The 21,716-nt window shown below is 40.9% G+C and carries 18 protein-coding genes and 1 pseudogene; 4 read left to right on the top strand and 15 right to left on the bottom strand.

Annotated features, from left to right (window positions below; translation table 11 throughout):
• Positions 1-8: 8 nt before the first annotated feature.
• From KO530_RS19695 to KO530_RS19670, 6 genes are all read right to left on the bottom strand, one after another.
• Complete coding sequence (locus KO530_RS19695) at positions 9-1,016, bottom strand: SMP-30/gluconolactonase/LRE family protein (protein ID WP_216050161.1); 1,008 nt, start codon at positions 1,014-1,016, stop codon at positions 9-11.
• Complete coding sequence (locus tag KO530_RS19690) at positions 1,013-2,071, bottom strand: Gfo/Idh/MocA family protein (RefSeq protein ID WP_216050160.1); 1,059 nt, start codon at positions 2,069-2,071, stop codon at positions 1,013-1,015. Before KO530_RS19690 ends, KO530_RS19695 begins: the two co-directional genes overlap by 4 nt.
• Positions 2,072-2,101: 30 nt before the next feature.
• Positions 2,102-3,634 (bottom strand): tripartite tricarboxylate transporter permease, encoded by a 1,533-nt coding sequence (locus tag KO530_RS19685; protein ID WP_216050159.1) that lies wholly within the window; start codon positions 3,632-3,634, stop codon positions 2,102-2,104.
• A 5-nt stretch (positions 3,635-3,639) separates the two neighbouring features.
• A complete protein-coding gene (locus tag KO530_RS19680) occupies positions 3,640-4,443 on the bottom strand; it encodes a hypothetical protein (RefSeq protein WP_216050158.1) in 804 nt (267 codons plus the stop codon).
• A 1-nt stretch (position 4,444) separates the two neighbouring features.
• A complete protein-coding gene (locus tag KO530_RS19675) occupies positions 4,445-5,452 on the bottom strand; it encodes a tripartite tricarboxylate transporter substrate binding protein (protein ID WP_216050157.1) in 1,008 nt (335 codons plus the stop codon).
• Between the two features lie 93 nt (positions 5,453-5,545).
• Positions 5,546-6,652, bottom strand: coding sequence for an isocitrate/isopropylmalate dehydrogenase family protein (locus tag KO530_RS19670; protein ID WP_216050156.1), 1,107 nt, complete (start codon positions 6,650-6,652; stop codon positions 5,546-5,548).
• A 364-nt stretch (positions 6,653-7,016) separates the two neighbouring features.
• Between KO530_RS19670 and otnK the strand changes: the two genes are divergently transcribed.
• The 3 genes from otnK to KO530_RS19655 are packed head-to-tail and all read left to right on the top strand — an operon-like array spanning position 7,017 to position 9,225.
• A complete protein-coding gene (otnK, locus tag KO530_RS19665) occupies positions 7,017-8,300 on the top strand; it encodes a 3-oxo-tetronate kinase (RefSeq protein ID WP_216050155.1) in 1,284 nt (427 codons plus the stop codon).
• Entirely contained in the window at positions 8,291-8,929 is a 639-nt protein-coding gene (locus KO530_RS19660; RefSeq protein WP_216050154.1) for a class II aldolase/adducin family protein, read from the top strand. Before otnK ends, KO530_RS19660 begins: the two co-directional genes overlap by 10 nt.
• Before the next feature lie 8 nt (positions 8,930-8,937).
• Positions 8,938-9,225, top strand: coding sequence for a putative quinol monooxygenase (locus tag KO530_RS19655; RefSeq protein ID WP_216050153.1), 288 nt, complete (start codon positions 8,938-8,940; stop codon positions 9,223-9,225).
• Between the two features lie 129 nt (positions 9,226-9,354).
• On the opposite strand, the pseudogene KO530_RS22255 reads toward KO530_RS19655, so the two are convergent.
• Positions 9,355-9,420 (bottom strand): annotated as a pseudogene (locus tag KO530_RS22255) (LuxR C-terminal-related transcriptional regulator); the annotation flags it as partial.
• A gap of 548 nt (positions 9,421-9,968) precedes the next feature.
• Positions 9,969-11,102 carry an endo-1,4-beta-xylanase gene (locus tag KO530_RS19645; RefSeq protein WP_216050152.1) on the bottom strand — a complete coding sequence of 378 codons (1,134 nt, stop codon included), beginning with the start codon at positions 11,100-11,102 and terminating at the stop codon, positions 9,969-9,971.
• 117 nt (positions 11,103-11,219) lie between these two features.
• Between KO530_RS19645 and KO530_RS19640 the strand changes: the two genes are divergently transcribed.
• A complete protein-coding gene (locus KO530_RS19640) occupies positions 11,220-12,194 on the top strand; it encodes an SMP-30/gluconolactonase/LRE family protein (protein ID WP_216050151.1) in 975 nt (324 codons plus the stop codon).
• Between the two features lie 58 nt (positions 12,195-12,252).
• On the opposite strand, the gene KO530_RS19635 is transcribed toward KO530_RS19640, so the two are convergent.
• From KO530_RS19635 to KO530_RS19605, 7 genes are all read right to left on the bottom strand, one after another.
• Positions 12,253-13,068 (bottom strand): ThuA domain-containing protein, encoded by an 816-nt coding sequence (locus tag KO530_RS19635; RefSeq protein WP_216050150.1) that lies wholly within the window; start codon positions 13,066-13,068, stop codon positions 12,253-12,255.
• 7 nt (positions 13,069-13,075) lie between these two features.
• The gene (locus tag KO530_RS19630; protein ID WP_216050149.1) at positions 13,076-13,777 is read right to left on the bottom strand and encodes a DUF6445 family protein; all 702 of its coding nucleotides are present in this window, start codon (positions 13,775-13,777) and stop codon (positions 13,076-13,078) included.
• Positions 13,778-13,782: 5 nt separating this feature from the next.
• Positions 13,783-15,267, bottom strand: coding sequence for a tryptophan halogenase family protein (locus KO530_RS19625; protein WP_216050148.1), 1,485 nt, complete (start codon positions 15,265-15,267; stop codon positions 13,783-13,785).
• 22 nt (positions 15,268-15,289) lie between these two features.
• Positions 15,290-16,300, bottom strand: coding sequence for a cupin-like domain-containing protein (locus KO530_RS19620; protein WP_216050147.1), 1,011 nt, complete (start codon positions 16,298-16,300; stop codon positions 15,290-15,292).
• 12 nt (positions 16,301-16,312) lie between these two features.
• Positions 16,313-17,056 (bottom strand): SapC family protein, encoded by a 744-nt coding sequence (locus tag KO530_RS19615; RefSeq protein WP_216050146.1) that lies wholly within the window; start codon positions 17,054-17,056, stop codon positions 16,313-16,315.
• Positions 17,057-17,234: 178 nt separating this feature from the next.
• Positions 17,235-20,264 carry a TonB-dependent receptor gene (locus KO530_RS19610; protein WP_216050145.1) on the bottom strand — a complete coding sequence of 1,010 codons (3,030 nt, stop codon included), beginning with the start codon at positions 20,262-20,264 and terminating at the stop codon, positions 17,235-17,237.
• 311 nt (positions 20,265-20,575) lie between these two features.
• Complete coding sequence (locus KO530_RS19605; RefSeq protein ID WP_216050144.1) at positions 20,576-21,655, bottom strand: glycoside hydrolase family 43 protein; 1,080 nt, start codon at positions 21,653-21,655, stop codon at positions 20,576-20,578.
• Positions 21,656-21,716: the final 61 nt, after the last annotated feature.

Below are 21,716 nucleotides of genomic sequence, written 5' to 3'. Positions count from 1 at the left end.
CCAATTATCTAAACTTTTTTAGCTATAGTGTACTCAGTATCTGAGTCAAAATTCCAATGTGCTGGAGCCACCCCTGTCACAGCTCCGTATAAAACGGCGACGGCTTCCCCCAACAAACACCCAAGATACAGAGTGCGGCGATCCAAACCACCAAATGCTAAGGAGCTAATATTCTTAAAAACCTTACTTTGTGCAGTACTCAGATGGCTACTGTTCATTGCCCCCTGAATGAAGGCGTCTTCAACCCAGTTGACATGACGTTCTTCTACATCTTGCATCATAAGATCCACTTGAGACGTTTTTGGATCGACCCTTAGAATACTATTGCTGACAATACTGGTTATCCATAGAAAGCCACTTTCATCCATCGTCAGCCCATCGGGGAAAATTCCCTTTTGGTACTGGGCAACGATACGTCGATTACCAAGATTATTATTTTCATCTATATCAAAGGCGAGCGTTTGACGAGCAAAGGTCGCATTTGCATAAAGGGTTTTACCATCTGGCGTGACGCAGACCTCATTTGTATAACCAATGTTATCAGCCACAATTCGCGGCCCATAGCCATCCACCAACACGATGAAACCGTCAGCCACATCACGCCTATAACCTTTTGCTCTCGGTGACTGACGTGTGCTAACAGTTATCCAAAGACGTTCTTGATGATCAAGTAAAATAAAATTGGTAGGGGGCAGGGCTTGCCCCTCAACTTCGGTTAAAAAGGGTTCTATCTTGTTATCACGATAGACACGATAAATGCCACCGCTATCATCTCCAAGGTGAGCCACCAAAAAACTACCATCTGCTAACATGCAAATGCCATTGGGTTTGAGTTTGCCGAGCCCCTCTACGTCTTCTCCCCCAATAAATTGCACCTGTCCAGTCGATGAGATTTTGGTGACACCGCCACGAAAATCAGATACATATAAATTCCCAGCTTTGGTTGCTAGCACACATTCAGGTCGCACCAGCCCCGAACCGATAAACTGCGCGTCATTTATCGACATAGTGCTCATGGTGTTACCTCAATACTCGCCTGCAGCGGCAAATCAATGCAGCTACGCTGCTCATGAGACTGATAAATAGCCTGTTCAACTAAAATATTGTGTAAGTATTCGAATCCTTGATTTTCCAATGGCGTGTCTTGGAGGTAGTGCTGCACAATATGCTTTATCGTTTGGTAAACACAGTCCCCACCAAAATTTGCGTCTTGCCACATGTAAGGTAATTCGTTACTTATTTTCTCGTTTATTTTTCGCAGCCATATTCGCCCTTCCCCATCAATGTTTAAGGTCCCCTGTGTTCCTTCGACTTGGCACTCTCCCATTGTACGACGAGTATTAGAACTGCTATGATCTAATAACCGATTACCATCTAAGACAGCTTGCAAGTTGTGGGCGAATTGAAAAATAACTATACCCGCGTCTTCCCCTTTTATCACAGGATTACAACGACGAAGTTGGGCATAAACAGAGTGAGGTTCACCAAAAAAATAGCGGAAAACGTCCACTATGTGTATACCCGTTTCGTGGATCAAAAACTTAGGCATTTCTTGAAAATAAGCCTGTCGTGCTAAGTAGGCATCTTTCCCCTGACCATCGCCCGGTCGAAGATTAAATTGCACATTTAATATCTGTCCTAAAACTCCACTATCAATCACCTCTTTGGCTTTACGGATCCAAGGCATAAAACGAAAATTCTCGTGAATAACTAGTTTAATCCCCGCGTCTTTTGCTATTGTCACCATTTGCTTAGCCTGCTCGAAGTTTTCACCAAATGGCTTTTGACAACATACATCTATCCCCAACTTGGCAGCTACAGTCACAGCCTCAAGATGGGTTACGGGGGGGGTAATAATATCCAAAAAATCTGGTTTCAGTTCGCGCAGCATCACTTCTAAGTTCTGATAATAATGCTCAATTTTGTAAGTCTGAGCGAAATGCTTGGCTTTCTCTAGGTCTCGGTTACATAGCCCCACAAGTTTGACCTTATCCAGCCGATTCCATGCTTCATAATGAAATTGACTAAAATACCCTGTGCCTGAACAGGCTACTCGCAATACGTTATTCATCTTTTACAACACCTTGAGTTTGTATGTCGCCTACTGACGAGCGGTACGTCTAAAAAAGCGGTTCATAAATGCATTGCCACCACGTCGAATCAAAGGGATCTGAATTATGCAAAAAGACACAATGATAAGCAGTAAAATTACGGCAACGGGTCGCTCAAATAAAGGCCAAAAGGATCCCTCAGATAACATCAAAGCGCGCCTAAGGCTCTCATCTGCCATGCTACCCAGCACCAACCCGATCACTAGAGGAGCTAAGGGAAACTTCATTTCACTTAAAAAGTAGGCACAAATACCCACCGGCAGCATTATGTAAAGATTAAAAATATTAATACCTAAGGAATAGGCGCCCAGCACACAAAGCGCACCTACCACAGGAATAAATAAGGGGGGGGGCACCTGCAATAGCTTTAGTACTTGTTTTGCTAGTAACATACCATTGGCCCACATCGCCAAAGACGCCAGTACAAGGATGGCCGTTACCTCTAATAGAAAATTGGGATGATCAATCTCAATGGTTGGCCCTGGGGTAATGCCATGCAATAGTAAAGCCCCCAATAACATGGCTGCTGGCGGGCTACCAGGTATGCCCAAGGTTAGCAGAGGGATCAATGCCCCACCTACACAGGCGTTATTAGCGGTCTCAGATGAAACGATGGCTGCTTCGGACCCATGGCCAAATTTCTTTTGCTCTTCAGGAGTTGATGTTTTTTTAGCCGCACTATAACTCACCCACCCTGCAATATCTTCTCCAATGCCAGGCACTGAACCAATACCAACACCGACACCAGCTGAGCGAAATATATGCTTAATATTACGCTTGATGGCAGCAAGCTCGGGTAACACTCTGGATAATTTCGAGGGCTTACCCAATGTATCTCTATCACTCAAGACACGGATAACTTGAGGTATACCAAATACGCCAATCAATACAGGTACTATTTCAAGTCCACTGTCGAGCTGACTTTGCTCGAAGGTATAGCGCGGAAAGTACTGCAGTGAATCACGCCCTATGGTGGATAATAACAACCCCAAGAAACCTGTTATCCAGCCTTTTATAACAAGATCTTGACTAGTAATAGAGCCACTAATAATAATACCGAACAAAGCCAATAAGAAAAATTCCCAAGATGTGAACTGCAGGGCGACAGTAGCAATAGCGGGAGATAAAACCACTAAGAAGACCAGCCCAATAAGTGTACCAATCAGCGATGCGGTAGTGGTTAAACCTAATGCTTTTGCCCCTTCGCCGCGTTTAGCCATAGGGTATCCGTCTAGCGCTGTAGCAGCAGCAGCGGGGGTGCCTGGAATATTTAATAGAATAGCTGGGTAAGACCCTCCGTAAACCGCTCCCACGTACATGCCCAACAACGAAATAAGAGCGGTATCTGTGTTGAGACTATAGGTCAGCGTTGTCAGCAATGCGATACCTAAGGTGGCCGTTAATCCAGGCATCGCACCAAACAAAATCCCGATAAAACTAGAAGCAAAAAGTATGAGTAAATTACTGGGCTGTGAGACTAAGTTAAAAAGAATACTAAAGAACTGTAAAAACTGGTCAATCATAGCTGTCAAATCCCTAGAACATCGTAAACGAGATAATTCAGAAAACTCGAAACACTGCCATATTCAACAGGCATTGGTACATAGAGTAAAAAACTAAAAACACAGATTAGTATCAGGGGAATCAATAAGCTGTATATCCACACTCTCAGCACCTTAGCTGGCTCAGGCTTTAAACGAATCACACTGGCGAATAGCTGCAAACCTAAGGCCGCAGCACAACATAAGTCGTTAATCAAAATATGCTGCTCATCAACAATACTACTAACTAAAAACCAACTAAAAACATCGCTATGTATACTGCGAACACTAAGCAGGACGATAGCTAGCGGGATGTGCACATATAATACACCACGCCACAATCCAGTAAGCTTCAGGTAAAACCTCAGCATGAGCGATAACAGGAACAGACAGGTTACTAAGTAAAAATCCGCCGAGGGAATGTAGACGTAAATATACACACACAAAAGCGTGATGACGTACCATTTATCTTGAGTTTTACTATCCATGCTAGCTGCATTGACACTTTGCACGGTTAGTGAACTGAAATAATCACACTCCTTCCACACCTTGATGATCATTATCCCGCTCAATAGGATCAATATACTCAGCACCGATAGTGGAAATAAGGCGGGAGACACATACCACTGATTTTCTACACCACCGTACGAGCCTGTCATCGGAAAGGATAAAGTATGCACAAAAAATACAACACAAATGATAAAAACCACTAACCCTACTTTAAAATTTGCACGAGCTAATGTACGACTCTTCTCGTCCATTTCCGTGCTAATCTGAATTTCCTGCTTCATATCAATTAGGTCGCGGAATATTGAGTGTTTCGGGTGACACCTTGCTGGCATTTAGGGCTTCTAATGACCAAGCAAAAAGCGACTCTAAGCGAGCAAACTCTTGCTGTGCAGCCTCACCATACACACCGCTTAACTCATAGTAGTTCTGCCGTGCCCAGTCTTTGAGTACAGGTGAAGCCATCGCCTTTTTAAAGGCTGAAGCGAGTTGACTTTTAACCTCTGCTGAAGCCTGATTATTCACTGCAAAACCAATGGCTTGACTAATAGGTAGATGTTTAGACAACTCAGGAAAATCCACAAAGGCACTAGGAATTTTCTTGCCATCATGCATCTCAAAGGCTTCTGGATGCAGCATAGCTAGGGGTCTTAATTTGTTGCCTCGTATTAATTGGGATTGTTCTGCCATGGAGGTTATGACGAAATCAACCTCGCCGGTTATCACCGCAGTTTGCGATGGAGCTGAACCCGGATAAGGGATAAAACTGATATCTATGTCTGCAATTTTACTGAGTTCCAGTAAATGTAGATGATGATTACTACCCAAGCCACCGGCGCCTGCACTGAAACTGCCGGGAGCGGATTTAGCCGCTGCGATCAACTCGGCAAGTGAATGGTAAGGAGAATCCATTTTAACGGATATAACATCTGGAGAACTACCCACTATAAAGGGATACCACACCTCGAATTTCTCTCCCCATCCACCATTAACCGCTGCAGATACATTTGAGCTTGCTAGGCCAACCAAATTATATCCATCAGGGCGTTTCCTTAAAGTAGAACTCATGCCTATTGAACCTGAGATGCCACCCGTCATATTCGTCACATTGATCCGCACACCGAGTTCTTTCGACATTTCAGCCATAATCACTCGATTTGCCGCGTCAGTGCCGCCACCAGCAGACCAAACGACAGTCGTTGTAATCGGTCGTTTTGGATAGCGCTGTTTTGCATCTGCCCCTGCGCTAACAAATAAAAAAGAAAATAAAGATATGAGTAAGGTTCTTAACATATTAATTCCCCGTGTCGTTCCCTAAGTGAATACTTTGCGATGTCAATGGCTAGTGATGTTTGTGAACAATCAATCATTAGTCTTAGCTGCGGTTTATAGCTTATCTAACTCATCCATAATACTGCGCGTGATCGTATCAGTTCCACAGGCACCACCTAGTTCATAAGGCAAAATATTCGAACTTGCGTAGGCATTTTCAACGGCTGTATTTATTAAGAGACCAGCCTGAATTGCTGCCGCGTTATCATATTGAGTCCCCAACCAATCCAGCATTAACGCGCCGGACAAAAACATTGCAGTAGGGTTCGCTTTACCCTGGCCAATAATGTCTGGGGCACTGCCATGACATGGTTGAAAAACAGCATTGTTTTCACCAATATCAGCAGACGGGGCCATGCCCATACCGCCCATCAGCCCAGCACCGAGATCAGATAGAATGTCACCAAACATATTTTCAGTTACCATGACATCGAAAATCCATGGTTTGCTAACCATCTGCAGCGCTGCTGCATCGACATATACATGGTCTGCTTCTATATCAGAATGCTTACTGGCCATTTCATCGAAAATTTGCCGCATAAAATAAAACGAACCTAACACATTTGCTTTATCCACACAGGTCACATTCCCTGTATAGCCTTTACGTTTTCTCTCTTTTGCAAAATTAAACGCAAAATCGAACAAGCGCTCGCACCCTTTACGGCTTATTTTTTGTGTATCAAAAGCAGCTTCATCGGCTCCTTCACCTTTAATGATAAAGTTTGTCCGACTCGCAAAAAGCCCTTCGGTACTTTCGCGGATTAATACAAAATCTAGATTTTTAGCTCGCGCGTCTTGCAGAGGTAAAGGTAAGCCAGGTAACGTTTTAACGGGCCGAACACCTGCGAAGAGATCAAGCTTTTCGCGTAACTCTAACTGCGGGGCAATTTCCCTACCATCTGGATAGCGAATACTTGGCATCCCCATACAAGCTAATAATGTCGCATCCGATTGTTTAGCATGTTCAAGAGCTTCTTCGGGAAGAGATACACCCGTTTTTTTATAGTATGCGGCTCCAGCTTCGAAAGAGATGAAATTTAAAGAAAATCCTCCCACTTTTTCCGCTACTTTGTTCAGTAAATCGAGACACGGAGGCGTGACCTCATGGCCAATACCGTCACCTGGAAATACTGTTATTGTAAATTGTTTTTTACCGCTCATGTTAGCCCCAATCATCCTAAGTTACTAAATGTAAGTGTTTTCTAATCGACACGCTTTAATCATCACAACTACACAATTAGAAGTTCATCATCATTTGACAATGTGTTTTCAAGTTTTTCTGTCGCTTTCACTGCTCAATTTAATCTCCACTACCTTGCCAAATAGCTATACCTATAGATCGCTAGTATGGGTAACCATATGCGTTTCTAACCTGATTTAAGTGCAATTTTAGTAGAGATAAGTATTGCAAAAGAAACAATGTATAAGTTAATCTAACTCCAATGTATACATTAATTTAAATTTACTGACGTTACGATGTCAATATATTTTTTTGGTAATCGTCATTTAGATGGAACAATGCGTTATGAATAATTACCTGCAGAAACCCATTCTCGGTTGTATTGCTGATGACTTTACGGGGGCTTCGGACTTAGCCAGCTTTCTGGTTAATAGTGGTTTAAAAACCGTACAGATCAACCGTTTCCCCCTTGATTCTGAACTTGAGCTAGAGGGTTATGACGCCATAGTCGTCGCTCTGAAAACACGTACTGTAGACGCTAGTGATGCAGTTGAAACATCGCTCGCCGCCTTATACTGGCTGCAAGGATTGGGCTGTCGCAAGTACTACTTTAAATACTGCTCAACATTTGACTCAACACCTAAAGGTAATATTGGCCCAGTAATAGATGCGCTGCTTGATGCATTAAAATTATCAAGTACGATTATTTGTCCTGCACTACCTGTTAATGACAGAACGGTATACATGGGCCACCTTTTTGTTGGTGATGCTCCCTTAAATGAGAGTCCCTTAAAAGATCACCCTTTAACGCCTATGCAAGACTCCTCGGTGGTGCGGCTCATTGAAGCTCAGGGGCGAGGTAAAGCGGTAAACATTCCCTATCACTGTATCGAAGGAGATGAGGTCTATTTTAAAGCAGCGTTACGTGCAGCGGCGAAAAATTATCGATATATCGTACTGGATACCTTAAGTACCGAGCATTTAGAACGCATTGGTCGAAATGTAGATGCATTCCCCCTCATCACTGGCGGTTCAGGTTTAGCTACCAATCTCACTCATGAATTTGCTCAATATGGCTGGGTAGCTAATTCAGTAAAAAACACAACGCAACAGACGGATGGGCCGACACTAATACTCAGTGGTAGCTGTTCTGCCATGACCCAGCGGCAAGTGGCTGATTACAAACAAGCACACCCAGCACTTTATATTGACCCTTTTAAACTGTTAAATCAAAGCCAAACCTATGAGCAGATACTCGCATGGGCCCTGCAAAACAAATCTGCAGCCCCCTTAATTTACACCACATCCTCGAAAGAAGTGGTCGATAAGGTACAAAGTGAAATAGGCTTTGAAAAATCCCAAGTGTTACTAGAAGGAACCTTAGCTAAACTGGCTGAAGACTGTATTAAGGCTGGTTTTAAAAATATTATTGTTGCTGGCGGTGAAACCTCAGGGGCCATTGTAAAGCGTTTAGATATACCTGCTTTCGAAATTGGCCAGAGTGTCAGCCCCGGTGTTCCCATATTGCATTCCATAACACCACCAATCATCAATCTTGCATTGAAGTCAGGTAATTTTGGTGATCAAACCTTTTTTCAATCTGCGCTGGAGAAACTCACATGTCGATAGACGAAAAAACCGCAAAACAAAAAATCGTCCAGTACGCCCGCTCTATTTTCGAGCGCGGCTTAACCTCTGGCGCCTCAGCGAATATGAGTGTTCGCATTGACAGTGGCTGGGTCATCACCCCGACCAATACGTGTTTTGGTTTTTTACAAGAAGACGAGCTGTCTGTTATCGATCAACAAGGTAATTTGATCCGCGGCAGTAAGGCTTCTAAAGAATTTAGCTTACACAAGGCCATGTACGATAAACGCCCCCAAGACAACTGCATAATTCATTTGCATTCCTCTTATGCAACAGCCTGGTCATGTTTGCCTGTAGATAATGTAGCTGACTGTGTTCCCACTTATACGCCGTATCTTACAATGCGCTTAGGGGCGATTGCTTGTGTGCCCTATTTTGCTCCTGGCGATGCAGGTTTGGCAGTCGCCGTAGGCGAGGTCGCAACAAAGCATGCGGGCGTCATCATGGCTAACCATGGACCGATTGTATCTGCCCAAACTATTGATGCCTGTGTCTATGGGATGGAAGAATTGGAAGAAAGCTGTAAGTTGGCCTTTATGCTTAGTAACAAACAGCCTCGTCTACTGACCGACAGCCAAATAAGTCACCTAAAACAGAACACTAAACCTTAAGGAAATTTATGTTTGTAGTTACCGTAAAATTCATTGTTAAAGACACTTTCCAAGCTCAATTTATGGAAGCCGTAAATAAACAAGCGAAAGATTCTTTAGATCTAGAATCTGAATGTCATTACTTTGATGTGTGCACGAGCAAAGAAAACAACAATGAAGTATTTTTGTATGAAATCTACGAGTCAGCCAAAGCATTTGAGCAACATTTAATGACGAGTCACTTCAAAAGTTTTAATCAGAAAACAACTGACTGGATAGAGTCAAAAAAGGTAGAAACGTTCAAACTGGCAAAGTAAAAACTCACAACCACTAGCGATCATAAAATGACAAAAAAGCCCCTGCACAAAAAGAAAAGGAATTACCCTCTAACCGGTTTAGGTAGATTAAATCAATTTTGTACTGAGGGCTTTAAGCGCTGCACGGGTTCAATCTCGGATATTCAGTTTAGCCAGTATATTCGAAACATGGTTTTTAACCGTACCTTCAGCTAAAAAACTGTTTCAGCCATTTTCTTGTTTGAATATCCACCAACGATCAACTTTGAGATTGCCCGCTCCCTTTTACTTAATGACTCAATATCAGGATCAGCAAAGGTATTAAGCTGTTCATGACTTAATTAATTGGTTTAACAATACAGGTGCGACTAACATGCCCCCATTGAACATAATGTCAATGGCCGTTTCAAGCTTCCCTGCATCAAATTCTTTTAGTAAAAAACCATTTGCACCGGCATACATTGTTTGGATAAATAAAGTGGGCTCTAAGTGGTTAATATAATCGCTTCAGCAGGCTTACTTTCCACTGGTTATTTTCTTGCTCAACAGCTAGCTCGCCGATTATAAGGTTACCATTGATGTTAAACCATAGATGCAGATGGCTCGCTTACCAAAAAAACTGAATCGCCACTTCATCACTTTCTTACTTTTATGAAGCAATAAAATCATTAGGCACTTCTGATTCATTTCTCTTTGTGACAAACCGACCAAACACAAAAAAGCCGAGCATGAAAAACATACTCGGCTTTAACCTACACAGAGATTTAGCGACTAACATCGATAATCGTTTTAATAATCGGCTTAGGGCTTAAATTACGGTCCCAGAGTAATGGGTAGTTTGTTCTGTTTGGGATAGGGTAATCGTTTTTCCATGACATGCCATCGTGTAGGCCCCAAAAAGTCACGCGGTCAATCTTGTCGCGTTTTGCGTAAAACAGTTCAAATAACGATTTATAACGGTCGTTTAATTGCGCTGCTACGTCGCTGGGTAAACCTTTTTTGTATGGGTCGAGGTAAGTTTCAAATTCTTCTAGCTGAAACTGTGGCTTCATCATATCGCTGCCAGTAATTTGCCCTTCTTTTGTTAAAGGCAGCACGTCTATATCAAGCTCGGTGATCATCACTTTTATACCCAGTGCAGCGTATGCCTCAATGGCTTGTTCAATGTATTCCATTTTTGGGAAGTTAAGTCCCCAGTGTGCTTGTATGCCAACGCCATCAATACGAATACCTTCTTTTTGCAGCATTTTGATCATCCGAATAATGCCGTCTCTTTTTTCTGGTCGCCATGCATTAAAGTCGTTGTAGTAAAGCTCAGTATTCGGTGAATACTGCTGGGCGTATTTAAACGCGGCTTTTACCATAGTATCGCCATCGCCTACGCGGTTAACCCACACAGTTGGGCGATAAGAGCCGTCATCAGCGATGACTTCGTTTACTACATCCCACGCATCTACTTTGTTTTTGTAGCGCCCTGCTACCAACTCTATATGTTTACGCATTTGCTCTAACTGCTGTGCTGGAGTATTTGGCTCGTTTTTGCTATTTGTAAAAAACCAATCAGGTGTTTGGTTATGCCACACTAAGGTGTGGCCTACGGTAAACATATTATTTTGCTTGGCAAAATCTATAAACGCATCCGCACCACTAAAATCTACTTGCCCTTTTTCTGGATAAATTACTTCTGCTTTCATGGCATTTTCAAGGGTAACGGTATTAAATTGCTTGGCAATAATAGACTGTGCGGCAGCGTTTTTACCTGTCACTATGTCTTGGTTTACGGCAACACCTATTTTAAACGCGTCGGCAAAGGCCTTTTTAAGTTCAACATCTGTTTGGGCGTTTACGCACCAAGGCCCGATAAGCAAAAGTAGTGGGAGTATGAGTTTCTTATACATATGAGTGCTCCGTTGATTCGTTATTACTTTCGATAAATATCATACAACGAAAAAAATAAATGTTATAGTCAAAAGGACTATTTTAGTTATACGTTAAGCAACAGCGAGTTATCATCTATGCTAAAAATACCAAAAAAAGAACTAAGCTTCGTCGTTTTAATGCTCTCTTTTCATCAAGCTGCATTAGCCCAACAACCTCATGATTCACCTGTACTAAATACATCGCAATGCCAAACAAATGGACAGTCACCCATAATAACTGACTCAAGGCCAACTCTTGTTAGTGACAAGTTTCTGTTTTTAGAGGGACCAACGTGGTCAAGCCAAGATAATGCGTTTTATTTTTCAGAAATGAACTTTGCCAGCTCGCAAGCATTTGGCCCGGACTCGACCATTTATAAATTAGTTTTGCCTAATACCATTACCACTTATTTAAAGCACAGTGGTAGCAATGGCCTATACGCCAAGGGCGAGATTTTATATAACCTTAATCACAACTCGCAGTCGCTTGCTAAAATCAATATAAAAACTAAAACAAATACGGTGGTAGTTAATAAGTTTAATGGCTTGAGTTTTAACTCCCCTAACGATATGACCATGCATAAAAATGGTGATATTTATTTTACTGATCCTAATTGGCAATTAGGTGAACGCACACAACAAATGCCTTACACAGGTGTTTATAAACTAAGCAGTACTGGTGAAATTAGTTTAGTTGACGCAAGCCTTGAAAAACCCAACGGAGTTGCACTCTCCCCCGATCAACAAACCTTGTATATCGGCGATTTTAGTAACCGAGTAAGTAAATACACAATTAATGAACACAGTGAGATTTCGCCGCGGGAAGACTTTATAAAAGTAACCTCTCCCGATGGTATAAAAGTAGATTGCGCTGGTAATATTTACGTAAGCAGCCACAGTAAAGGCGTTATTAATATTTACTCACCCAGCGGCAGCTGGATCGATAAGATTGAAATTGGCCCGAATGTGACTAACCTTGCATTTGGTGGTACAGATCGCAAAACTTTACTAATCACCACAGCTAAGGGGTTGTTTACACTGGATGTAAAAATACCTGGGTTAAACAATTAAACTACCATGTAAATGCGATAATAGTTAATTTCAGTTAGGGAGTGAATACTCCCTATTTTTAGTTACTTGTTTTCACCCCCTTACCGGTTGCAGCCCAATAAATACCGCCATAAATATGCTCGGTTAAAAACTCACTTTTATACACTGCATTGGTATGCCCAAGGGCTGTATAAAATGAGCGACCGCCATCGTAATTGTGATACCATGAGATGGGGTGTCTACCCCCCATACCCGAACCTGTTTTGTCATTACCCCAATCGGCATTTGGGTTGTAACTTTGCTCATCAACCGTAAGTAAATAGTTTAACTTAGTTAGCTCTGGGCCAAACTCATACCACTCGTCAGTCCATAACATTTTTTGCGGCATGTGGTTTAAGCCAATAAAGTTATTATTAGGTACTTTGCTTAACACAGCGGTTTGCACAACTGGATGAATATTAAAGGTGCGTCCCACCAGCTTTTGATACCACTGCCAATCGTATTCAGTATCTGACGCGCTATGAATACCAACAAAGCCTTTACCTGCTCTTATAAATCGCTCAAACGCGGCTTGCTCTTTTAGGTTTAAAATATCGCCCGTGGTTGATAAAAAGACCACTACATCCACATTGTTTAAGTAGTCATCATTAAAATAATGGCTTTCTTCATGCCATATTAAATTAAAAAAGTGCTTATCGGCTAAACGTTCAAGCGCCTGAACCCCTTGAGTTTGTGATTTATGGTGCCAACCAGTCGTTTTGGTAAACAAGAGTACGTTAAATTGTTTTTTAGGGAGATTATCAAAACCGGTAGCAAAGCTATTTTGCGCCGTTACAACACTCTGAGCTAACAAAACAAAGCTTAATAGCCCAAGTTTATATACATGACTAAACATAGAATTCCTATTTAAAGTGCACAAACATATTGGCAGTTAAGCGGCCTGTTTGTGGGCATGATGAAATATCGGTCGTGTTATCGAGCAAACTTGAATGCAACAAGTAACCCGGAAATACAATAAGACGGTTAGGTTTATAAGGTATGCTCTTATAACACTCAAATTCACTGTGCTGTGCGGTGCAATACGCTGGTTTGGCATGACTGTTGTTTATAAGGTAATTTTGCGCATGGGTTAAATAGATGTGTTTTCGGTGCGAGTTTATTGTTTCAAACTCGGTTTTTTTATGCCTGAAAAAACCTGTGCCGCCATGCGCTCCTTCACCAAGGTAGTGAATTATCGCAATTAAGTTAGGGTCATTGGTATCAAAATGTGGCAAGGTTTGTACTGCTGATAACTGTTCTGGTGTTTTGGTAATTAACGACAAGCAGTTGTCTTTTGGACGTGGCATTAGTGTTTGCCCAATTTTAAATACTTTATAAAACCCTTGTATAAGGGGTTTTAAGTAATCAACCACATATTGCTTTGGCAGTGGCATACGCAAACCAGGATACTGAGTCACTGTATCAGGTTTAAACTCACTGTGGTTTTGCGCTAAATTTATAACTAACTGCGGCTCACTTAAGTAATTGTCAATAATAATAATGGGGGTTTGTTCTTGCCCTATAAACTCATATTGAGGCTGAATATAATTGCCAAGCGCTAACATAATACTTACCTAGATTTGCAATAATGATTAATAAAATCAATATGATTTGGTAGGCTATTTGCTTTTTTAGCAACGTGATTTTTAATTGATTGTAAAAAGTGTTTTAGCTCCTCATCACTCATACTATCAACTATTGGGTGATAATTTTGTGGCATTAAACCTTGTCCTAACATCACTTGTAACCACGATGCCTCACCAAAGAGTTCTTGCTCGGCTTTATAGACATGCCCACTTTGTAAAAATAGTTCAATACGTTTAGCAAGTGACTCAGGGATTGACATATTCTTACAGTAACGCCAAAAGTCACTGTCGTTGCGTTGCGTGACATGGTAATGCAGCACGATAAAATCACGAATATTCTCAGCTTCAAAACGCATTTTGTTGTTGAAGTCATCTTGATAGCTTGATTCTATTGCTTTGGTGGGCATGTTTTGCATTAATCTAACAATACTTTGTTGAATTAAATGAATACTGGTTGACTCTAGTGGCTCTATAAATCCGCTGGATAAACCAATAGCAACACAGTTTTTGTTCCAATGCTTACGCCGTGTTCCCGTACGATATTTTATAACACGAGGTTCATTGATTAGGTTACCTTCAACATTGTTTAGTAATGCTGTTTTTGCCTCTTCATCGCTCATGTATTTACTGCAAAAAACCAAGCCATTACCACGGCGATTTTGTAGCGGTATTTGCCACTGCCAGCCGCACTTATGCGCCATAGCTCGTGTATATGGTACTGGATGGTTTACTAATTCTGTTTGCACAGCAACGGCGCTATCGCTCGGTAACCAGTGGCCCCAATCTTCGTATCCGGTATGCAATGCTTGCTCTATTAGTAACCCTTTAAAACCGGTGCAATCAATAAACAAATCACCCTCAATGACGTTTCCATCACCTAACGTTAGCGATTTAATAAAGCCATTACTAGGCTCTAAGTTAACTGAGTTGATCATGCCTTCTATACGTTTAGCACCGTGTTGCTCAGCAAAATTGCGTAAAAACTTAGCGTATAGTCCAGCATCTAGCTGATAAGCGTGCTTACGATCTTGATTAGGCACAACGGCAAATTTCCCCAAACGGCTTGCTAAGTGCTCAGTGCAATAGTCGCCAATGTCTGCTGCAACCCCTTGTTGCATTCCCTTTAGCCAAAAGTGCTGAAAACCGGCAGCCCAGCATCCTTGTCCTACATAACCAAATGAATGAAAATAGTTTTGCTGCTCTTGCTTCCAGCCTTCAAACGAAATACCTAACTTAAATGTAGCATTGGTGGCTGCCATGAATTCTGATTCACTAATTTTTAGTAAGTCATGAAAGATATGCAAAGTCGGAATGGTTGACTCACCAACTCCAACGGTGGGAATTAAATCAGACTCAATTAAGCTGACTTCAATATTTTTACCCAACAATTTTGCTATTGCAGCACAACACATCCAACCAGCGGTCCCTCCCCCGGCTATGACTATTTTTTTTATCGCATTTTGATTCATGATTCTGTACCTACCTACTCGCTTAACGTCTTAATTTATTTTGTAATTCAGCTCTTAATTTTCGCGCAGTCAGCTCATCCATCGGGCTTGCTAACAAGGTTTGTGCATGCTCTGGAATATGTGTAAATTCGTTTTCAGAAAATACGTAATAATTAAACAACTGCTGCCATGCGGTGCGTTCATGTTTAGGTAAATTACGTATACTTAAAATGGCATGATGTAATGCGTTTCTGGGTTGGCCATAAAAAGCAGGGGTATTTTTAAACCAATAATTAAACAGTATATTTAATGTGCCAAGTCCTTCTACTTGATGCCACCACATACTAGGTAGAATAAGTGCATCACCCGGTTCAAGGTCGACTATATATGCGGTTTTTAGTGCATCTTTAAATTTTGGAAATTGCGTATCATCAAGATTCTTTGTTGTCGTTAAACTAATAGGTTGACCACCAGGGGCTCTATCCAATGGGCCAATATATAAGTTCTCAATTTGCTCTGGTGCGAATAACGTAAAACGTCTTTTACCGGTAACGCAGCATGCTAAATTTTGCGCTACATCATAATGCGCAGGCACAGTTACTTTGCCACCAGCCCATAAATTAAATAAGCAGCCTTGATTTAATGGCGCGACAGAACATAAATCAACGAGTTTAGGTAAACACTGGGCAATACTGGTGGAGCCTATATATATAGTTTCGGCTACAGGCTGATTTGCAGTATCAACTATTTGCTTAAGAACATCGATGAATGCAGCCTGCTTATTAGCAAAGTTAAAACTTGTCATATCGCTGTTATACGAAATCACACCATGTTGATCCGCTGGGATCGTACAAGTGTTTACTAAAAAACCCTGATAAAACTGCTGTAAATAATCAATTGCAGTGTTATCTGATATCTGCCCTGCTCTCACTAAAGGCCACTCACTGACAAAGCCTTTTAACACGATTGGCACTGCGGAGTTTAATAACTTTGCGGGTAAGGTATCAGGTGTTAGGCCCGAGATTGTTTGAAAGCTTTCTACACAATTTGCCATAGCAATACACTTCTATACGGCGATCTTTTGTGATACCAGCTGCGCATTTTTAAGTGCCACTAAATCACGAATATGCACTTGTGAAGCGATTACCATATAAATTTGTGCTAAATAACCTTGTGAATGCAGCTGGGCAATTACATCATGACTTAGCTGCTCAAGCGTATCTTCGTTTATGGTATAAAAACCCAATAAGCTATGTTTTACACCATTGACTAAATCAAGTTCTAAGGTAACTGATTCAAGTAGACCATGTTTAATCAGCGTTTTAATAAATGGTTGGTTTTCTTGTAAGCCATGATGAAGGTTATCAAGCACAGTGACCACTTTTTCGAGGTATTCGCTATTACCTCCATGCTCTAAGAATAAATCAATGCCCTGTTCTGTCGATATTTTTGGCGAGTCGAGATCAATACTGATCACATACTCTTGAGTAGCTACACCGTCTTGCGTGGTATTTTGAGTGGCAATGTAAAAAGGCAAACGTTGCATAGTTAAAGGAATATAGTTCGCTTGCCACTGTTGATTTACCAAGAATAAATTTTCATCCTTGTTAATACCGTATAAACATACTGGCGAAAACGTATTTGTTGCATCATCTTTACTGAAAAAAATAGGATAATGTGCTTGAACGGCTTTAAACTCACTTGGGAATGTTTCGCTATACCAGTATCCGTCACCTAGTTCTGCACTGCGCTGAGGATTTATTTTTAAATGCTGGTGCTCAACATTGTTTAATAGGGCATGGTTGCTCATGAATTGAGGCTCCAATTATTGTGGCCACAGTATGCACATGTAACCGAGATAAATGTAAAAAACAAGTTAAAGTTAAATTGACTATAACAGTTAGTGTAACATTTTACTAGAGAGCCATTAGCAAAAAAAAAGCTGCAAATGCAGCTTTTTAAAGAGGTTCAGTTTCAGAATTTATATGTTAAAAATTATAACGAACACCCAAACCATAACGAGATCCAGTTTGCGTCATTTTATAGATAAGTTCTTTAGTACGACCATATTCAGTGACGTATTCATCTGTGATATTAATACCTTCAATAAATACGGTTAGGCCTTCAACAGCAGGCACTTCATAACTAATATTAAAATCTATTTGATAATATTCATCAGTATAAATAGGCGCTGTTAAGTCACCATTTACACGACGTTCATTAAGAAATGCATCACGCCAGTTGTAAGCAATACGCGCTTGTAAGCCCTCTTTATCATAGAAGAACACAACATTCGCTGTATCACTTAAACCAACTAATGCCTCAGTATCATCCAATGAACTATTATCATACTCAAGTCCTGAATCAACCATAGTATAGTTAACAATGCCACCAAAGCCTGATTCACCAAATAGGTGTTGAATGTTAAATTCAAAGCCATCAATTGTATGCTCAGTATCACCATTAACAGGCACATTCAATCTAAAGATAGCTGTTTCATCGGTTGCAGGATCTCCAATGATACTACCGCCGATTAGCACACCATTTTCGTCGAATTTAGGTTGTACATTTGGATCATCAGCAAAGTTTTCAAAAATATAATTTCTGATCTCCTCATTTGATGGATTTTCACCTAGTGCATTAACCGCGGCCTTAAACTTCTCGCCATTTAATGGATCGGCTAAGTTAAAGATAGTTGAATCGACAGTACCCGTTGTAATCCAATTACTAACATTTTTTCTAAAGTAACCAAATGAAACATAGCTGCCTTCTGAGTAATACCATTCACTCGTAATATCAAAGTTTATTGACTCTAAAGGCTCTAAGGCTGGATTACCTGAGTTTCCTGAATAACCGCTTAGACTACCGCCGGTGTTAACTGATGTACCACCTAACAATGCGTTGTATCCTGCACGTGAAATTGTTTTACTTGCCGCAGCTCGCACCATTACATCGTCAACAACTTCAATATTAAAGTTTATATTTGGTAAGATCTGATCGTAATCGGCAGATTGGCTTAGCGTTTCAATACCTGTTAGACCTGTAACAGAGGTGGCAGTATCTTCATTCCATTCTATGCGGCTATAACCTGGTGCTGATGCTTTAGAAAAGACATCGGTTTTTTCATAACGCAGGCCCACATGTAAGTCAAAGAACATATCATTAAAGTCCCCCTTATAATTTACTTGTAAGAATGCAGCTTTGGTTTTTTCTTCAGTAAAGCGGTTAGTGTCTGCATCCCAATTAGTTGATGCACAGAATTGACCTTCACCATTGGGACCTGCAGCAGCACCGGCTGCTGCTTTACAATCCCCCCAAACACCATCTACGTTAGCAGTTGGATCGGCAAATTCTGCGGCATTAACAATTGCATCAAAGTCTGCAAAGAAAATTGTATCAAATAAATCGTAGTCGGCTTGTGTTGCTGTGCCTTCGAAGTTACCTGCTTTAGCTTGAAACTTATCTAATATTGTATCTTGACGCCAATCGATATCAGCAAAATCACCTTCAACTCCTACACCACCCCAGTCAGGACGCTGTACTTGAGTATGGCGATAGTGGTTATTTACTGTATTAACAGAAGCTCCAAAATCAATACTTAAATTATCATCAATAAAATATTCACCTGAAATTTGGGTTTGATCGATTTCAGAATCATATTTATCATTTGCAAACCAACTTCCCGATAAGCGCAATGTATCTGGGTTAAAGTTTTCAATATTACCTGTTGCAATGCCTGGTAACTCACCCGTTAAGTCTAAGCCTGCACGTGTGCGTGAATATGACGGTAGTTGAATATTATTACGTGTACCATGGCGGGGATCTGATGCTTTCATTTGCGCTTTAGAGCTATGGTGATCAAACTCTAAATTAAGCTGGTCTGAGACAATCCATTCAAGGTTAAAACCAATTGAATCGGTTGATTCGTCGCGCCCCCAAGCACCTACAGTTAATGACGTATCAGCGTACTCCGTAGGGTTGTTTATTTCATATATTTCGGAATAAATCAGTGGATATGAATTCGGCTCTCCGGCCCAAACCGACTCACTTCGATCGCCAGCATAGTTAAACCACACAGAAGCATCTGAGTGTTGCTCTTCAACGTTTGTTCTAAATGTTGTGTAATCTAAAGTAGCCGTTACATTTTCGACAGGTTGGTATTGTAGTACCAATTGACCATTAATACGCTTACGTTGACGTTCTTCAAAAACATAACGTGGTTGTTGTGGATTTGAATATATACCTGTAGTCGGACGGTTGGTTCCGCCATCAGCACCAGCAGGCACACCGCCCCAACCAGTATTTGACGCATCTGATGCTCTATACCCTTGGTCTTGTAAAAACTGCTGCATACCGCTTTCGCGTTCTTGATAACTACCTGAAATTGAAATACCAAACTTGTCATCAGCGAACGTTTGAGAATATAAGCCACTCAATTCTGGAGTTACATTTCCTTGCTCTGTTGATTGATCATCAACAGCTTTTACGCCAAACGTTGCTTTAATGCCAGGGGAGCTTAAAGGTTTATGGGTAGTTAAGTTAATTGTCGCACCAATACCACCTGAGGTAACACTAGCATCAGATGATTTATACACTTCTACACCCGATACACTTTCAGATGCAACGTTTGCAAAATCAAATGTTCTATTACCCGTTGTATTAGGTAATTGACGACCATTTAAAGTAATTAAGTTATTCGCAGGACCAAAACCACGCACGGTTACGCGGCTTCCTTCACCACTTGCTCTATCAACGGAAACACCAGTGATGCGCTGTAATGACTCAGCTAAATTTGTATCTGGAAATTTCCCCATATCTTCCGCAGATATCGCATCAACAATCCCACTAGAATCGCGTTTAATATCCATTGAACGCTGCAATGAACCTCGGATCCCTTTTACTAGAATTAATTCCACGTCTTCATCAGCATCATTTTCCGCTGCATAAGTTAGGTTTGAAACGCCGACTGTACTCAATGCAGCAAGTATGGCTGTTGAAATAACTTTTTTCTTAAACATATTGGTGCCCTTATCTTTAATTTATTATTGGCATTCGTCAATATGCTATGCGTTGATTAAAGTGCATAGAAAACCATTTAGTTATGTTTTGACGGCCAATAAATAATTTATTGTGTGTTAAACGTATACAAAGAATACAATTAGTCATGAATAAGCCTCACTCATTTATTTTGTGAGTAATAATTCTTTCTAATTCTTTGTTTTAATTTCTATTTAATTGTTTCCTAAAATATATTTTGTCACCTCCTTTAGTTACCCACCCAAGTAATAGTCTTTTAGACTACATCTATTCAGATTAAAAAAATCACTTTTTATGCACAAAATGAAGTGTTCCCATAGGGGTAAATTGTCGTTATTTTACCGCTTTCATCATGTTCAAGTTCGGCCATTTTGATACTACGTAAATGGGTTTGACCGCCGGACAACGAGCTATCGTGATAAAACAAGTACCAACTAGCATTATGCTTCACTATTGAATGGTGAGTCGTCCAGCCCAGTACAGGGGCTAAAATAACGCCTTGGTAGGTAAACGGCCCATAGGGATTATCACCCGTAGCATAAACAATTTTATGCGTATCGCCCGTTGAATACGAAAAGTAATAAACGCCATCATGTTTATGAACCCAAGGGCCTTCAAAAAAACGGCGGTTGTTATCGCAAACGGTAATTGGTTTGCCGTTTTCGTCTAAAACAATCACCTCTTTTACATCTTCGCTTAGGCTTATCATATCGTCCGCAAGCTTTGCTACACGCGCCGGTATTGCTGGTGTTTCATTTTTTGGGTAGTTATTTTCTTTATTAAATTTACCCGTTTGCCAGTTTTGTAACTGCCCCCCCCACAAGCCGCCAAAATACAAGTAATAACTAGAATCATCATCTTCAAATACAGCAGGATCGATACTAAATGTACCTTGAATGTAATTATCTTCAGCTTTAAATGGCCCAGTTGGTCTATCACTTTTGGCAACACCGATCCTAAAAATACCTTGTTGATCACGCGCCGGAAAATAAAGGTAATATTGACCTGATTTGTGTGCAGCATCAGGAGCCCACATTTGTTTACTCGCCCATTTAACATCATCAACACAAAGTGCTACACCGTGATCAATGGCTTTACCTGTGCTCTCATCGAGTGAAAATACATGGTAGTCACGCATTGCAAAATGATCGCCGTTATCATTGATCTCATTTTTTGATTCAATATCATGGGACGGATAAATATACACTGTGCCATCAAATACATGCGCAGACGGATCTGCGGTAAACATGTGATCAACTAATGGATTGTGATTCGGTATTAACGAGTTAGCTCGTTGTAAGTCTTTTAATTGTTTAAGTTCAGCGTCACTTAATCCATTGGATGATGGTGCTGTTTGCACTTTATTTTGCATATTCACTCCTAGTATTACCTGCACAATCAACGCCTTTATGAAGGATGAAATTGTGCAGAAA

Origin of the sequence: Aliiglaciecola lipolytica (genome assembly GCF_018860635.1) — a bacterium.
GTDB classification, from domain to species: domain Bacteria; phylum Pseudomonadota; class Gammaproteobacteria; order Enterobacterales; family Alteromonadaceae; genus Aliiglaciecola; species Aliiglaciecola lipolytica_A.
Note: the sequence above shows the minus strand (reverse complement) of the source record. Positions and strands in the feature narration are given on the sequence as shown.

Excerpts from the sequence above, each read along its gene's own strand:
- KO530_RS19680 (WP_216050158.1), bottom strand. The coding sequence starts at position 4,443 with ATGAAGCAGGAAATTCAGATTAGCACGGAAATGGACGAGAAGAGTCGT.
- KO530_RS19690 (WP_216050160.1), bottom strand. The coding sequence starts at position 2,071 with ATGAATAACGTATTGCGAGTAGCCTGTTCAGGCACAGGGTATTTTAGT.
- KO530_RS19610 (WP_216050145.1), bottom strand. The coding sequence starts at position 20,264 with ATGTTTAAGAAAAAAGTTATTTCAACAGCCATACTTGCTGCATTGAGT.
- KO530_RS19695 (WP_216050161.1), bottom strand. The coding sequence starts at position 1,016 with ATGAGCACTATGTCGATAAATGACGCGCAGTTTATCGGTTCGGGGCTG.
- KO530_RS19625 (WP_216050148.1), bottom strand. The coding sequence starts at position 15,267 with ATGAATCAAAATGCGATAAAAAAAATAGTCATAGCCGGGGGAGGGACC.
- KO530_RS19605 (WP_216050144.1), bottom strand. The coding sequence starts at position 21,655 with ATGCAAAATAAAGTGCAAACAGCACCATCATCCAATGGATTAAGTGAC.
- KO530_RS19635 (WP_216050150.1), bottom strand. The coding sequence starts at position 13,068 with ATGTTTAGTCATGTATATAAACTTGGGCTATTAAGCTTTGTTTTGTTA.
- KO530_RS19655 (WP_216050153.1), top strand. The coding sequence starts at position 8,938 with ATGTTTGTAGTTACCGTAAAATTCATTGTTAAAGACACTTTCCAAGCT.
- KO530_RS19640 (WP_216050151.1), top strand. The coding sequence starts at position 11,220 with ATGCTAAAAATACCAAAAAAAGAACTAAGCTTCGTCGTTTTAATGCTC.
- KO530_RS19675 (WP_216050157.1), bottom strand. The coding sequence starts at position 5,452 with ATGTTAAGAACCTTACTCATATCTTTATTTTCTTTTTTATTTGTTAGC.
- KO530_RS19630 (WP_216050149.1), bottom strand. The coding sequence starts at position 13,777 with ATGTTAGCGCTTGGCAATTATATTCAGCCTCAATATGAGTTTATAGGG.
- KO530_RS19670 (WP_216050156.1), bottom strand. The coding sequence starts at position 6,652 with ATGAGCGGTAAAAAACAATTTACAATAACAGTATTTCCAGGTGACGGT.
- KO530_RS19645 (WP_216050152.1), bottom strand. The coding sequence starts at position 11,102 with ATGTATAAGAAACTCATACTCCCACTACTTTTGCTTATCGGGCCTTGG.
- otnK (WP_216050155.1), top strand. The coding sequence starts at position 7,017 with ATGAATAATTACCTGCAGAAACCCATTCTCGGTTGTATTGCTGATGAC.
- KO530_RS19615 (WP_216050146.1), bottom strand. The coding sequence starts at position 17,056 with ATGAGCAACCATGCCCTATTAAACAATGTTGAGCACCAGCATTTAAAA.
- KO530_RS19620 (WP_216050147.1), bottom strand. The coding sequence starts at position 16,300 with ATGGCAAATTGTGTAGAAAGCTTTCAAACAATCTCGGGCCTAACACCT.
- KO530_RS19685 (WP_216050159.1), bottom strand. The coding sequence starts at position 3,634 with ATGATTGACCAGTTTTTACAGTTCTTTAGTATTCTTTTTAACTTAGTC.
- KO530_RS19660 (WP_216050154.1), top strand. The coding sequence starts at position 8,291 with ATGTCGATAGACGAAAAAACCGCAAAACAAAAAATCGTCCAGTACGCC.